General features: G+C 46.2%; 13 protein-coding genes and 2 CRISPR repeat arrays (1 of these 15 running past the window's edge). Of the genes, 6 read left to right on the forward strand and 7 right to left on the reverse strand.

The features are described 5' to 3' along the window. Window positions 1–26: 26 nt before the first annotated feature. Window positions 27–530, forward strand: a complete 504-nt coding sequence (yjgA, locus tag NGM44_RS05945) for a ribosome biogenesis factor YjgA (RefSeq protein ID WP_253222827.1) — start codon at window positions 27–29, stop codon at window positions 528–530. 329 nt (window positions 531–859) lie between these two features. Beyond that, on the forward strand, window positions 860–5,485 hold the full coding sequence (locus NGM44_RS05950) for a S6 family peptidase (RefSeq protein WP_253222828.1): 4,626 nt from the start codon (window positions 860–862) through the stop codon (window positions 5,483–5,485). 268 nt (window positions 5,486–5,753) lie between these two features. Here the strand turns inward: NGM44_RS05950 and NGM44_RS05955 are convergent, their stop codons facing one another. Next, entirely contained in the window at window positions 5,754–6,320 is a 567-nt protein-coding gene (locus tag NGM44_RS05955) for a cob(I)yrinic acid a,c-diamide adenosyltransferase (RefSeq protein ID WP_253224640.1), read from the reverse strand. Between the two features lie 133 nt (window positions 6,321–6,453). On the opposite strand from NGM44_RS05955, the gene NGM44_RS05960 reads away from it, so the two are divergent. Continuing rightward, entirely contained in the window at window positions 6,454–6,744 is a 291-nt protein-coding gene (locus tag NGM44_RS05960) for an oxidative damage protection protein (protein WP_253222829.1), read from the forward strand. 31 nt (window positions 6,745–6,775) lie between these two features. Continuing rightward, window positions 6,776–7,255, forward strand: a complete 480-nt coding sequence (locus tag NGM44_RS05965; RefSeq protein ID WP_253222830.1) for a thioesterase family protein — start codon at window positions 6,776–6,778, stop codon at window positions 7,253–7,255. 70 nt (window positions 7,256–7,325) lie between these two features. Here NGM44_RS05965 and mpl read toward each other — a convergent pair whose 3' ends face one another. The 6 genes from mpl to dgt all read right to left on the reverse strand — a co-directional run bounded on the left by mpl (window position 7,326) and on the right by dgt (window position 13,104). Then, a complete protein-coding gene (mpl, locus tag NGM44_RS05970) occupies window positions 7,326–8,702 on the reverse strand; it encodes a UDP-N-acetylmuramate:L-alanyl-gamma-D-glutamyl-meso-diaminopimelate ligase (protein ID WP_253222831.1) in 1,377 nt (458 codons plus the stop codon). Between the two features lie 34 nt (window positions 8,703–8,736). Continuing rightward, the gene (locus NGM44_RS05975; protein WP_253222832.1) at window positions 8,737–9,246 is read right to left on the reverse strand and encodes a disulfide bond formation protein B; all 510 of its coding nucleotides are present in this window, start codon (window positions 9,244–9,246) and stop codon (window positions 8,737–8,739) included. 78 nt (window positions 9,247–9,324) lie between these two features. Further along, a complete protein-coding gene (gene gshA, locus NGM44_RS05980; protein WP_253222833.1) occupies window positions 9,325–10,881 on the reverse strand; it encodes a glutamate--cysteine ligase in 1,557 nt (518 codons plus the stop codon). 151 nt (window positions 10,882–11,032) lie between these two features. Beyond that, a complete protein-coding gene (gene erpA, locus NGM44_RS05985) occupies window positions 11,033–11,365 on the reverse strand; it encodes an iron-sulfur cluster insertion protein ErpA (RefSeq protein WP_253222834.1) in 333 nt (110 codons plus the stop codon). 678 nt (window positions 11,366–12,043) lie between these two features. Beyond that, a complete protein-coding gene (locus NGM44_RS05990) occupies window positions 12,044–12,592 on the reverse strand; it encodes a hypothetical protein (RefSeq protein WP_253222835.1) in 549 nt (182 codons plus the stop codon). 41 nt (window positions 12,593–12,633) lie between these two features. Then, on the reverse strand, window positions 12,634–13,104 hold the full coding sequence (gene dgt, locus NGM44_RS05995) for a dGTP triphosphohydrolase (protein WP_253222836.1): 471 nt from the start codon (window positions 13,102–13,104) through the stop codon (window positions 12,634–12,636). A 234-nt stretch (window positions 13,105–13,338) separates the two neighbouring features. Beyond that, window positions 13,339–13,727: direct repeats of the CRISPR family, unit length 28 nt; unit sequence TTTCTAAGCTACCTATGCGGTAGTGAAG. A 61-nt stretch (window positions 13,728–13,788) separates the two neighbouring features. Here dgt and NGM44_RS06000 point away from each other — a divergent pair. Continuing rightward, a complete protein-coding gene (locus NGM44_RS06000) occupies window positions 13,789–14,112 on the forward strand; it encodes a transposase (RefSeq protein WP_253222813.1) in 324 nt (107 codons plus the stop codon). Between the two features lie 11 nt (window positions 14,113–14,123). Further along, a complete protein-coding gene (locus NGM44_RS06005; protein WP_253224622.1) occupies window positions 14,124–14,936 on the forward strand; it encodes an IS3 family transposase in 813 nt (270 codons plus the stop codon). 53 nt (window positions 14,937–14,989) lie between these two features. Then, window positions 14,990–15,421: direct repeats of the CRISPR family, unit length 28 nt; unit sequence TTTCTAAGCTACCTATGCGGTAGTGAAG; it runs 737 nt beyond the window's last position.

Below are 15,421 nucleotides of genomic sequence, written 5' to 3' on the forward strand. Positions count from 1 at the left end.
AATTAAGATAAACTTTTGAGAAACTTATGATTGACTGGTCAAAAATGGATATGCGAGTCTCTCGCACCGAAATCAAAAAATCCCACGAACGCTTGCAGGCGTTGGCGCTGCCATTGGCAAATTTGTCAAAAAAACAACAAAAAACCCTGCCAGTGAGCGAATATTTTTTGGATGAATTATCACAATTATCCAGCATCACTGCCGCTGCCGCAAAAAACCGCCAAATCAAGCGCGTGGGCAAATTGATCGTCGAAGAAGACCGTCACAGCTTGACCGCGGCACTGTTCGCGTGCAAATTCACCCCAGAGCAGATCGCCAAGATCGAGACTTGGTACAGCCGCCTAAACCTATCGGACGAAGCGACGATCAAGCAGTTTGTCAAGCAGTTTAACGCCAGTGAATTTAACAGCGTCTATCAGCTGCTATTGTGGATCGAATACGCCAAGCACCTAAACGATGATGAGCTGCTGGAAGAAAGCCTTGCTGATTTTCACAGTTATGTCAAGGAAGTAGCGATTTTATCGACTTAAACTGTGATGTAGTCACTGCCCCGATGCGATGCATTGGGGTTTTTGTTTTTTTGGGTATATAAATCAAGGATAAAGCCACAGCCAGCAGCACACAACACAAATCACCCAAAAGGATGTTATAAAATATTACTAAATAATTATAATAAAAAATTATTAGTATAATCGACAGTTACATTGGTGAAAAAATGACTGTAGAGTATTCTTTTTTATTGGATTTTTTAGAAAAAAGTGCTAAGATGACGATATAAGCATTTATTAGTTTATTAAGAAAATGTAATTTCATAACAGGCTAAGCCATTTGGCTTAAGCCGATCCGTGTGGGGTGTTCTATGTCCACCAATACTTTTCGATTATCCATTCTGTCTGCTGCCATCTGTACGGTCTTTGCGCATACCGCGTACGCATCCATCGTCCCAAACGATATCCCTTACCAAGACTTCCGCGACTTTGCCGAAAATAAGGGCAGATTCACCGTCGGGGCGACGAACATCCCGATTTATAATACCAACAATGTCTATCTTGGCACAGCGATCAAGAATGCGCCGATGCCTGATTTTAGTGCGATGGCGACCGATGGGCGGGCGACACTGGTCAGTGCACAATATGTCGCAGGCGTGGCGCACAACACGCATACCAGTATGAGCTTTGGGCATCATGGGGCAGTGCCGAATTTCAGCTATAAGATCGTCGCGCGCAATAATCTGGCTGAGCCAATGACCAACACCACTGACTATCACGCACCACGACTGCATAAGCTTGTGACAGAAGTTGCGCCGATACCGATCCATTATGCAGGCGAGCAGCAGACGGCTTATGAAGATGCCAATCGCTTCAGTGCCTATGCGCGCGCAGGCTCAGGGCGGCAGTACATCGGTACAGGGGCAGAAGATGACCAAAAGACTGCTATGGCGTGGGCGTACAAATACTTAACAGGTGGCGGCGTGCCGAATTTTAGCCGTAATAAAGGCAATGGCACGATCGTCTTTGAGCGAAATATAAGCACCGATAATGGTGTCTTGCCGACCATCATCGAACCAGGTGACAGTGGCTCACCACTGTTGGCTTACGATCGTAACACAGGGCGGTGGGGCATTATTGGCGTGACGCGTGCTTATTCGAGCAATGAGTTTTGGTATGTGACGATGAAGCCTGAGTTCCACACCCAAAAGCTCAACAAGTCGCACACAGGTACATTGACCAACAACCAAGCAGGCAGCCAATTGCGATGGACGAAGCAAGGCGATACGAGCAGCCTTGTTGGTAATGGTAAATCGATCAGTGTACCGCTTAAAGCCAATACTGGCAATGAAATCAATGACTTAGATCACGGCAAATCGGTGCGTATCGACGGGCAAGACAGCACAGTGACGCTTGGCGAATCACTCGATCAAGGGGCGGGGGCGCTTGAGATCGGGGCGAATGTTACCCTGAAAGGCAGTAATCCAAATACCACTTGGACAGGGGCAGGCGTGGTGGTCGATGCGGGTAAAGTCGCCACTTGGCAGCTGAAAAATCCTGACAATGATCGCCTATCAAAACTCGGTCAAGGCACGCTATTTGTCAATGGCATTGGTGTCAATCAAGGCGACATCAGCGTCGGCGATGGGCGTGTGGTGCTAGCGATGCAGCCTGATGCTACGGGCAACAAGCAAGCCTTTGAAAACCTTGAAATTGTCAGCGGTCGCGGCACGGTGGTACTGAATGATAATGGGCAAATCAAGCCTGAAAATATCCGCTTTGGCTATCGTGGCGGTCGCTTGGATTTGAACGGCACGCAGCTTGATACACAGCATTTGTTTGCATTAGACGATGGGGCGAAAATCGTCAATCACGACAGCGGCCGCATCGCCGACATCACTTGGCGTGGACAGGGCAAGGTCGATCATCGTATCTTTGCCACAGGCACACGCCAAACCCAAGCCGACAAGCTTGGCAGTACGCTGACTTGGGGCAGATGGGGTACGGCAGGGGCGGACATTTATGAGTATGTGAATCCTTATGCGAATAATCGCAAAGATTATTTTATGCTCAATGATGGCGGCAATGCAGGCAGCTATTTCCCGACCAGCCAAAGCAGTAACAGCAGTTGGACATTCATCGGCACGGACAAGACCGCCGCCATCGAAACGGCATTTACCCAAAAACAAGCCGACCGCTTGGTGTGGGGCAAGTGGGGCGTGGCAGGTGCGGATATTTATGAATACATTAACACGCACGCAGGTAACCGCAAGGATTACTTTATCCTAAAAGACGGCGGTAACGCACGCCGCTATTTCCCAACGCAGCAGACGGATAATGACAGCTGGATTTATCTTGGCAGTGATAAATTTACCGCCATCAAAAACGCCTTACGCTATTATGATGCCAAGAATTTAACTTGGGGTGACTGGGGCAAAGCGGGCGCGGATATTTATGAATACATTAACACGCACGCAGGTAACCGCAAAGATTATTTTGTGCTAAAAGACGGCGGTAATGCCGGTAAATATTTCCCAACCAATCAAACAAGCAATGCCGACTGGGAATATCTGGGTTCGGATAAGAGCCAAGCAGAAAATACCGTACTGGCACGCTTACAAGCGGTCGGATTGACGACACTTTTTGCAGGGCATTTGGGTGAAGATAATGGCGTCAATGGTGCGATGAATTTTACCTTTAAGCCGACCAATGCTCAAGATCACTTGGCGCTGACTGGTGGAATGAAATTGGTAGGTGAGTTCAAGGTCAATGATGGCACGGTGCTTTTGACTGGCAAACCTGTGCCTTATGCCTACGACCATCTGGGCAAACAAGAAGTCATCAAGGATAACGAATGGATTAACCGCGATTATCGTGCCAATGTTTTTTCGGTCAATCATGATGGCAAGCTGATTTTTGGGCGAAATGTGGCATTGGCAACGGGCAGTTTTAACGCCGCTCAGCAAGGCTTGCTACAATTTGGCTTTGTGCAAGGTATGACACCAAGCTGCATTCAGTCGGAGCATACGGGCAAAGTCGGCTGTAGCACACCGACACTGTCGCAAGTGGTCTACGGCAGTATGCCAACCCTGCAAGCCCAAGGCAATATCCGCGCGCAGCACAATGCCAAGATCCATATCGGTAAAGCGACGCTGACAGGTGCGATCACCGCGGATAACGGCACGCACACCACCATCGAGCAAGACGGCAAATGGCTGATGACGGGCAATAGCAGCATCGGCTCATTGCAGATGAATGGTGGTGAAGTGGATCTTAATGCCGCGAACAACCACGGTCGTTATCAAAGCCTAACTATTAATGGCAATTTGTCAGGGCAGGGTAAATTTCATTATCTGACCAATGCCGCAGCGCGCACAGGCGATCATGTCACGGTCAATGGCACAGCCCAAGGCACATTCAATCTTGTGATGAATAACACGGGCGCTGAGCCTAATGAAGTCAGCCCGATCAGCTTATTGCGCGTCAAAGGAGCAAATCAAGATCCGAGCAAGCTGAACTTATCGCTCAATGGTGGCTATGTCGATCTGGGTGCGTATCGTTATATTCTTGCCAATGATCGCAATGATTATCGCCTGTACAGTCCGCTAAGAGATGTGCAGATTGCGCGTAATTATGAACAGATCCAGACGCTGCTCAATGAAGCGCAGCAGTCAGCGCAGGAATATCAAGCCGAAGTCGATCGCTTGACAAGCATGACGATCACGACCTTAGCTGAACAGCAGGGCGTACAAAATTCGCTACTTGCTGCCGAACAAAAAGTCGCTGAACAGCAGGCGTACATTGACAGTTTGTATTGGTATCAGTTCTTGACCCGCATTCAGGCGCGCAATCAGCTGACTGAATTGCAGCGACAATTGGCAGGTTATAGCCAATTACAAAGTCAGTTACAAACCACCATCGAAGCACTAAACCGTTCGCTTGAACACGCCCAAGATCAGCTTGGCAATGCTCAAGCACAGACTGAAGTGGTGGATTTGATGGTGGCTGATATTTATAAACAAGCCGATGCGATTTGCCGTCAGACACAGTCGGCAGAGATTTGTGAAGCGGTGGTGCATAAGGCGTCTGATGAGCTTGTCCTTGACATCGCCCAAAAAGACGGCATCAGTCGTTATAGCAATGCGGCACTGTCGGAAGTGTCGGCGCAGGTGGCAGATCTGATGCAGATTGACCGCGCGATGCACACAGAGCTGACCGATGCCAAGCATGAGCCTGTCTCGGTGTGGGTCAAGTATGACAATCAGCAAAGCCGCAGTGGTTCATCGTGGTATCGCGATTATGCTAAGGACAGTGCGCTTGTACAGTTTGGCGCAGAAGGTGCGGTGGCTGATGGCGTGCGTGCAGGCGTGGTGCTGTCTGATGTGCAAAGTGATCTGATCGCGGAGCAGGCGCAGGGCGAAAATCGCCTTAAGACCGCCACAGCTTATGCCAAGCTACAGACACCAGCAGGCTGGGTGGCAAGTGTACAAGCAGGTATCGGACAGGTGGATAATCAGCTTGTCATCGATGAAAAAACTGCCGATATTGAGCGCACGGTGCGCAGTGTGGGTGCGACTTTGGCGAAGTCTTGGCAAGTGGGCGGCGCGCGCATTCAGCCATCTGTCGGTATCAAGCATCATCAGCTGACGGGCAGCGCGTATCAGCTGTCAGGTGCGCAGGTGCAGATTCGTCCGCTTGACATCACAAGCTATCAAGCAGGTGTTAAGCTGTCATATCCACTGCAAATCGGTGCGCTTACGGTCACGCCAAGCGTCACTACCTTATTACAAGATGCCAGCGATAATGCCGTCAAGCATGGCGACATCAGCATCAATGGCAAGGTGATGGCACAAAATTTCGACCGTGTGGTATCGCATGAGCTAGGTGTCGATGCTGCTGCCAAGAATTTTTCTTTGGGTGCAAGCGTCGGTGTCATCGACGGTGAGCAGTCAGGTAAAGAACGCTATGCAGGCGTGAAAGTGGGCTATCGTTGGTAGGAATGACTCGTCCGATGGCCTAAATCAGTGTTCAAAATCACCCCAAAGACTGCAAACCTTTGGGGTGATTTTAATCGTAGTAAACTCAAAAATGCTTTTAGGTTGATTATGTGGTGGTGAAGTTGTGCGGTGTAGATGCTAAAGATGGTAAAGCTTTCTAAGCTACCTATACGATAGCAAAGAGCAAATATAAACGAAAACCCAAGCAATAACAAATCTATGCCCAAACAGACAAAATCACCCTAACCCATAGCACAGATTCAAAATTTCAACCCTTTCTCCACAGCACTTCGCTGCCGCCATCCAGCCGTGCCACAATGCGCGCAAGGATAAACAGATAATCCGATAAGCGATTCAGATAGCGCATGGTCGCGTGGCTGATATTACCATCGCGGTCATTGAGACGGACGGTCAGCCGCTCAGCATCACGGCACACGCTGCGCGCGATGTGTGCCTGTGCTGTCGCGACCGAGCCTGCCGGTAGGATGAATTCTTTTAAATACGGCAAATGCTCATTATGCGCATCCGCCCAAGTCTCAAGCACTGCCACATCATCATCGCTGATGGCGATATAGCCGATTTCACGGTGGTTGGGCAGGGCGATCTCACCACCGATATTGAATAATTTGTGCTGAATGACGCTGATTTCATCGACCGCTTTGGGTAATTTATCCGCCAAATACGCCTGCAGCAGCCCCATGTGAGCATTCAGCCCATCGACCACACCCATCGTATCAAAGCGTAAATCCGCCTTGGATAAACGGCTGCCATCGCCAAGCCCTGTCGTGCCATCATCGCCTGTGCGTGTGGTGATTTTTGATAATCGGTTGCCCATGATATTTTCCCAAGTCAAATAACTGTTATCATAGCACAAAGCCGTAAACTTCGTGGTCACAAGTTGCGCACATGAGCCGAAAATTTGTTATAATCAAACGCATCATTCATTCACCGAGAAATTTGAGAATCTTATGCAAACTTTCAATCCAGCTGATCATATGGTTTTTTGCCGTAAATATAAAGAAAATCTACCAAAACTGCCAAACCCACCATTCCCAAATGCCAAAGGTCAAGAGATCCAAAATACCGTATCGGCTAAGGCTTGGAATGAGTGGATTGAGCTTCAGACCATGCTGATTAATGAAAATCACTTAAGTATGATTGATCCAGCTGCCAAAGCATTCATCAATGAGCAGCGCGAGAAGTTTTTGGACAATGCCGAATACGAAAAGCCACAAGGCTACACTCCGCCAAAGGCTTGATTATTGCATCGAATAACATTAAGGATAATTTATGCTTGCCATCAATAATATCATTGAGCCGATTCTGACAGGGGATCAGCGTCCAGATGCCCTGAGAGACTTTCCTGTGGTCCATGTGCAGCCTGTGCAATGGGGCGATATGGATAGTTTCAATCATCTTAATAATGTTGCCTATTATCGCTATGCTGAGTCGGCGCGTATCAGCTATATGCGCGCATTGGGTGTGATGCATGAGCGCGAAGATCTGCTGACGATTTTGGCAGGATCGAGTATGCAATATCGTCGCCCTGTCACTTATCCAGATACTTTACTGATCGGCGTGCGTATCAAGCATCTAGGCAATACAAGCCTTGTGCAAGAATACACAGTGTTCAGCTATGAGCAGCAAGCGGCAGTGGCATTCGGTGAAGCGGTAATTGTCCGTACTGATGCCAATATGCAAAAAACGCCGTGGTCGGATGAAGAGCGCGCATTGATTGAAGCCTTTGAAGGCCGTAAGTTTGATAAATGATCTGAACAATTATTTATGCAAACTAAAAAATCCTGCAAGTCAGCAGGATTTCTTATTGACTAAAAACAGCTTAAGCTAGCACATCCACAATCTTGCCATGAATGCCTTCAAAGCCGCCATTGGACATGATGATGATCGCATCGCCAGCTTTGGCGTAGTCTTTGATGTGCTGAATGATACCATCGATACTGTCTAGCACCAGCTGATTTTCGGCATTGCCAATGGCATCGACCAAGCCCCAAGTCAGACCCTTTGGCTCATACCAAATCACTTGATCAGCAAGGGCAGCCGATGGCGCTAAGCTGTCGCGATGACTGCCAAGCTTCATGGTATTTGAGCGCGGTTCGATGATCGCCCAAATGCGGCGGTCCGCTAGGCGTTTTTTTGCGCCATCTAGGGTGGTAGTGATGGCGGTCGGATGATGCGCAAAATCATCAAATACCAAGATGTCATTAACATCGCCGATCAGCTCCATACGGCGTTTGATACCACCAAAGGCAGATAACGCTGCACAAGCCTGCTCAACACTGACACCGATGTGGTGCGCTGCCGCGATCGCCACTAAGCCATTATTGACATTATGCACGCCGCTCATGCCCCAGTGCACTTCGCCCGTCTTATCGCCAAAACGCACGCCAAACTTCGAGCCATCTGCCTGAATCAGCGTCGCTTGCCAATCGGCATCGGCATCAATGGCGGTACGCAGCACAGGTGTCCACACGCCTTTATCCAGTGTCTGCTCTAGGCTGTCGGTATTAGCAGGCATGATGATCTGTCCATCGCTTGGGATCATGCGGATCATGTGGTGAAACTGCGTCTGAATGGCGTTCAAATCTGCAAAAATATCCGCATGGTCAAATTCTAAGTTATTCAAAATCGCGGTCGTCGGGCGATAATGCACGAATTTTGAGCGCTTATCAAAAAATGCCGAATCATACTCATCCGCTTCGATGACGAAATACTTCTCACCCAAGTGGCTTGAGTGGGCAAAAGCCTGTTGTAAGCGCGTATCTTCTGTGGAGATCAGTGGCACACCACCGATCAAAAAGCCTGTATCGATGCCAGCGTGTTGCAAGATCCATGATAGCATAGTGGTCGTGGTGGTCTTGCCATGCGTGCCTGCCACTGCTAGGACATGGCGATTTTTTAGCACTTCTTCATAAAGAAACTGCGGGCCTGAAGTATAAGGCAGACGCTGTTTAAGCATATATTCCACCGCTTCCATGCCGCGCTTACAGGCATTGCCCACCACCACAAGATCAGGCGCAGGGTCTAGATGCTCAGCCTTATAGCCTTCCCAAATCTCAACACCTGCTTGCTCTAGCTGGGTACTCATCGGTGGGTAGATATTGGTATCTGAGCCAGTGACGGTATGACCAAGATCACGGGCAAGCAGGGCAAGAGAACCCATAAAAGTACCGCAGATGCCAAGAATATGAATGTGCATAATTTACCTTAATGTATGAAAATAGCGAGTTAAATTAACTTTTATCTTTTAAGATTTTATTTAATAAAACCACTTGGATGACCAAGATGATACTAAATAAAATCAATGCTTGTGCTGGGATAGATAAGTCAAATACCGCCCAGTCGATGATGGTGCAGTCACCTTTGGCGAATAACACTTTTGAGAACACATCGCCCATCGGCATGGTCTCAACCATATAATTTAGCCCCGGCCCACATTCCACCAGCTCTTGTGATGGAAAATAGTGAATCCAAGTATGACGCGCCGCCACACCAAAGCCCCATAATGCCCCCAAAGTGCCGCACAGCCACAAAATTAGGCGCACGGTCTTGCCTTTAGGATTGAATAATGCTGCCAAAAATGCAAACAGGCCCGAAATCCATAGCCCAATACGCTGAAAAATACACAGCGGGCAAGGGTCTAGGTACAAATAATGCTGCAAATAAGCAATGACAAAAATGCTCACCACAAGGCTTGCCAAAGCCACAAAAGCGTTCAAAATGCGATAGCTGAGTGTTTTCATATACTTTTCCTTTATTGTTGTTATAAAAAGTATTACAAAATTCAAATCCTATTTGTTAAGCTGTACGACAAACCGCGCTTATCGAAATGCTTGTACATACTCATAAAAATCAAGCGTATCGGACGCTTCTAGGCGTGCTTGTTCGGCGACAGAGTCTGCGGCGATTTGGGCGAATTTGGCTTCATCATCGATACTGAGCGCATGACCCAGTAGCTCGGTTTGGTGTTTTTGCGCAAGCAGCTTGCCCAATGCCCAAGTGCCGCCAGCACGCTGTGAGTCGGCGATGATTTGAGCAGATAGGGTAAAATCAGGATTGGTGGCTTTGCCCTGCATCATCGCAAGCGCGGTGCGGTAATCATTGCCGCCGTGGTGCGCATCAAAGGCGTCAGCGATAACTTGCATACGCGTCAGATGATCGACGATCCAGTCGTGTAGGCAGGCTTGACCTGCGTCTGTCTCGATGCTGATGCCTTTTTGTCTGCCGTGATTGACCACAGTATCGATGTTGCGATTTAGGCGTTTTTCTTCATCGGGCAGTAGGGCAGGCGAGTCATTGAGCAGGCAGTACAGTGCCAGCACTTCTAAGAAACAGGCGGTCGAGACTTTGATACCGATGTCTGAATACGGATCAAGGTCAATGGCGCGAAATTCCACATAAGCGATGCCGCGCGCTGCCAAGGCTTGTGTTGGCGTTTCGCCTGATTTGGTGGTTTGTTTTGGGCGAATTGGGCTGTAGTATTCGTTTTCGATTTGTAGAATATGGCTGTTAATCTGAATCGGATTGCCATGATCATCATCGACGCCGATGGCTTCAAAGTCCTTAAACGGCGTGCCGATCGCCTTTCTTAACCCTGCGATGTATTCATCCAGATCATTGTAGCGGATGTCTAGGTCTTCTTGCACGCTGTTGGTGTAGCCAAGCTTGCCCATGCGCAGGCTTGTGCCATCAGGCTGATGATAGCTGCAGCTGTGCTCAGATAGTGGCACCAAGTGATGCTCACGACCGCTTAAGAAAGTGCCGCAGACCGCAGGACTTGCGCCCAGTAGATACAGCACCAGTGGTGTTAGGCGTTTGAAATTGCGAATCAGTGCAAGGTATTTGGCATTTTTAAATGCTGCCAAATCGCCTGTGCCATCGGCTGTGTGCCATGCAGAAAATAAGTCATCGCCGATGGATAGATTATAGTGCAAGCCTGCGATGGTTTGCATCTTGCGACCATAGCGCACGCCTAGCCCTGAGCGGTACAAGGTCTTAAGCTTACCGATGTTCGATGAACCATAGTCAGCCAGTGGAATGTCGCTGTCGGTATCAGAGGTCATGCATGGCATGGACATCGGCCACATTAGCTCATCATTTTCAAGTGAGCGATGCACCAGTACATGCAGGTCGCGCAGCATATCCAAGGCTTGCTTGATGGTGGGCTTGGGTTCGGTAATCAGCTCAAGCAGATTCTCAGAATAATCGGTGGTGATGTACGGATGGGTCAGCTTTGAGCCCAATTTGGCAGGGTGAAAAGTCTTGGCGGTGTAGCCATCAGGCTGCATTCGCAAACCTTCTTTTTCGATGCCGCGCTGCATACCAGCGACCAGATTTGGGGTGAACCATGTCGGAAGAGTGAAAGTGGCTTGAGTCATAAGCGAACTACTTGTAATAAGGCAAGGGCTGAGCGTGATTTTTCTTATTATAAACAAGATGCCGCGCGCTTGGCAAAATAATTTGGGCGTTTGGCGCAGCTTTGTGATGAACGAACAAGGTCAAATCGGATCACAAAGCCGCACAGATGGATCAGATAGAAAAAGACGAACCACAGCCGCAAGTGGTGGTGGCGTTCGGGTTATTGACGATAAAGCGCGAGCCTTCGAGTCCTTCGGTGTAGTCGATGGTTGAGCCTGCTAAGTATTGATAGCTTAGGGCATCGACCACCAGTACTTCTGTGCCATTGTCAAATGTGGCGTCATCATCGCCCAATTCTTCAGCAAAATCAAACCCATAGCTAAAGCCCGAGCAACCGCCACCCGTCACATACACGCGCAGCATCAGCGCATCATTGCCTTCAGCGGCTTTGAGTTTGGCAAGTTTGGCAGCAGCATTGTCAGTTAGGGTAAGACCAGTATTCATAATAACCTGTCAATTATCGTAAATGTGTCAATTTAATAAGACCGATTGTCAATTATACAAGGTTTTGGCGTGGAAAATAAGTGCTTTGTTGTCACAGGGTGTAAAAATGCCGTTTGATGAATGTTAAACGGTGTTTTCACCATCAAGATTACTTGCTTGCTACGGTAAATCGCTTATGCAAATGAGCCTAATTTTCCATATCATCGGCAATCGCAATCGCCTTTTCTCCAGTCAAATGATCTTGGTGGAAAGTCAGCTGATTATAATCTGTTTTAAAGCTACTGACTATACTATCTATTGTCAAATATCTATAAAGTGAATTATATAGAAATATATCTTAAATTATTCAAATTTAAGAAAAAAGGTGTATCATATACACTTTTTTTATATGTGAGCTTTGGGCTATATCTGAATTCCAGAAAGTTTTTTGTAAAGCTCAGTGGCATATCCATCGGTCATGCCAGAGATAAAGTCTGTCACCATTAAAATCGCATAATAGCATCCATTGTCTGAGTCTTTGGTAATGGAAGATTCACAAACCTTCAATTGTGATTCAGATACCAGACCGATCAGTCGCTGCGATAAAGGGTCCGAGCATTTGCCTTGATTCTCGGCAAAATCGATCGCAGCAGGAATAAATCTATCAAGTAAAAATCTAAGCGTGGTATGTCCTGCGATCTAAAGCTCTAGAATGCTCTTATGATTAAAAATATTCTGAATACAGAAATCTTTCAAGAATTGATGTAATTTTTCACCAAAAGTTTCTTTGAATAAATCTGCATCGTAGTTGCCTTGCATGATTTGATCGTATTTATGCATAAATCGATAACTGGCACACCAAATAAGACTGTCTCTGATTGTTAAGAATAAATAATTGGGTTGACGATTTTCTTCTTTGAGTTTTTTGTAGATAGCGTTGTATGCATTATTTTCTTGCTCAATATAATTATCCAGTTGTCTTTTAAAGAAATCATAAGTGATGATTTCTTTTTTAATCGCATCTTCAATATCCGCTGTTAGATAGGCGATGTCGTCAGCCGCCTCTAGAATAAAAGTGAGCGGATATCTATTCTTGTGACATCCAGTAGCGGCAGTGATAGAGTCAAAAATATCTTGCTCGCTATAAAAATACCCTACTTTTTTATTAACGATTTTACCGTCTTTGGTTTCACTAGAGTTGCGAGTGTATTTGATGATCGTATTTAATGTCGCGCAAGACAAATCCATCCCGTGATCGCCTGAAAATTGGTGCAGTCGCGTGATGATTCTTAATGCTTGAGCATTGCCTTCGAATTCAAAAAATCGTTTAGCTGCTGTGGTGTAAGCCTTTCTTGAAGCTCATAGCGCTTCTTATTATCCTTAAACCAAGACCTAATCACCGTTTCACCAAAGTGACCAAATGGTGGATTGCCAATATCATGCAGTAAAGCAGCACATTCTAAAACGGTTTGAATGTCTAGCAAATTAGATAGCCATTGGTTTTTGTCATCATTTGATAATCGTTTCGCTTCTTTTGATGCTTTGGTTGCGATTGTTTTGGCGATGGCTGCCACTTCGAGTGAATGGGTTAATCTGGTTCTGACAAAATCACCGCGATTTAGGGGAAATACTTGTGTTTTGTCCTGCAGTCTTCGAAAGGCAGGGCTAGTAATAATTCTCTTATAATCTGACGATAAATCTATTTCGTGATTTGACAATCGTTTGCTGCTTAATAAAACATTCCAGTTTGTTATTGACATAGCAAATTCCCTTAAGTGTAAAGTGATAGAGATTGAAAATAGTCCTTTAACTGTGCTATAGCCCATGATAAGCCAATGTATAAGAGCTGTCCTAGATGACAATCACCTCCTGATTATTGCTTCAAAATGGACACTTGAGATCTAAACCACCATGATTCATAATAGCATAAATAAATCATATTGAAAATTAATCTTAGAAAAGATAAAGCAAGCAAAAACCATTTGTCAGGCAAATTTCTAAGCTACCTATGCGGTAGTGAAGAAATATTGTAGTCAGGTATCTAAGCTATCGCTATTTCTAAGCTACCTATGCGGTAGTGAAGGCAGCGGTGGCAAATTGCTGCTTGCCGTTATTTTTCTAAGCTACCTATGCGGTAGTGAAGTAGAGCCAGCCAAGCCCAAAAAGGCACAGCTGTTTCTAAGCTACCTATGCGGTAGTGAAGGCCGCCAAATATTTCAGCGAATTGGGGGGTATTTTCTAAGCTACCTATGCGGTAGTGAAGGCTCAGACACGCAGACGGTTGGACAAATCTTTTTTCTAAGCTACCTATGCGGTAGTGAAGTTCGCAAGTAGGCGTTGGCGTAAGCGTAAGTTTTTCTAAGCTACCTATGCGGTAGTGTAGTGGTACACTAATCCCGCAGTCCTCAATAAGTGGTACAATATCATAAAAATGAGGATAAACCATGAGACGACCAAGACGAAGCTTTAGTGCAGAGTTTAAATTAGAAGCAGTAAAATTAGTCACAGACAAAGGCTACAGCATATCCCAGGCTTGTCAGGAATTGGATGTTGGTGAAACATCATTTAGACGCTGGTTAAGCCAAGTCAAAGCAGAACATCAAGGCTATGTACTTGCAGGCTCAAAACCAATCAGTCCTGATCAACAACGTATTCGTGAGCTAGAAGATAGAATCAGAGTGCTAGAAGAGGACAAGCTGATTCTAAAAAAGGCTACAGCGATTTTAATATCTCTCGAGAGCAAAAATACCAAGCAATTAAGACATTAAAATCGCACGGCATCAAGCGTTTATGTAAGTTATTTGGCGTCAGTGAAAGTGCTTACTATACCCAGTTACGACAGGCTAATAAACCAGCTAAGCATGTTGGTATCGCCACTCACATAAAAGCCATTTTTGACGAAAGCAGAGGCTCAGCAGGTAAACGCAGTATCAAAGCACGATTGCAAGCAAAAGGTATCACAGTTGGCTTGTATTTAGTGCGTAAGCTTATGAAGCAGCAAGGCTTATTTAGCAAACAACCGCAAAAATGGCGTTATCAAGACAAAGACAATGGCCAAATATTTGACAATATTCTGGAGCGACAGTTTAGTCCTAAGCCTCATATAACGGTGCTTTGTGGTGATACAACCTATCTGAAGGTTAACGGCGTGTGGCATTATTTGGCAGTGGTTATTAATTTATCCAATCGTCAAGTAGTGGGCTGGAAGCTTGGTAATCGTCATGATGCAAATTTAGTGATTGATGCATTAAACCATGCCATGCTAAACATCAAACACACACCAAACATGATCTTTCACTCCGATCAAGGCAGTATTTATGGCAGTGACAAGTTTACAGCTTGTGTAAACAGACACAAGCTAGTCCAAAGCATGAGTCGCCGAGGCAATTGTTGGGATAATGCCCCAATGGAGCGATGGTTTCGTAGTTTTAAACATGAGTGGATGCCAAAAGGCGGTTATCGTGATGTTGAAAGTGCAATGAATGATGTCAAAGACTATGTGATGTATTATAATCACATTCGTCCACATCAATACAATCAAGGTCTGGCACCAGTTCCAGCAAAATCAACTTATCAGGGACTGTTGAATTAGTTGACCACTACAGTAGTGAAGGATAAAATTTGGGATAACCACAGATTTCAAGCTTTCTAAGCTACCTATGCGGTAGTGAAGTACAAGCTGTGCATCCATACCATGTGGATTGATTTCTAAGCTACCTATGCGGTAGTGAAGTAACTTGGACTTTATCTTTAGGTGCTTCGGTTTTTCTAAGCTACCTATGCGGTAGTGAAGTTCACCAATGCCATAGCGTTCCTTGAGTTTTGTTTCTAAGCTACCTATGCGGTAGTGAAGTTAATCACAATTTAACGCACTTGACGGAGTGCTTTCTAAGCTACCTATGCGGTAGTGAAGCCCCCAAAAACGGATGCCGAAAACGGGCACTTTTTCTAAGCTACCTATGCGGTAGTGAAGAAATTTTTTCATCCATCCCCTGCCATTGATGCTTTCTAAGCTACCTATGCGGTAGTGAAGGGCAATGGCTTGTAGCACTTCGGCACTGCGTGCTTTCTAAGCTA

Origin of the sequence: Moraxella sp. FZFQ2102 (genome assembly GCF_024137865.1) — a bacterium.
Classification (GTDB): Bacteria; Pseudomonadota; Gammaproteobacteria; order Pseudomonadales; family Moraxellaceae; genus Moraxella.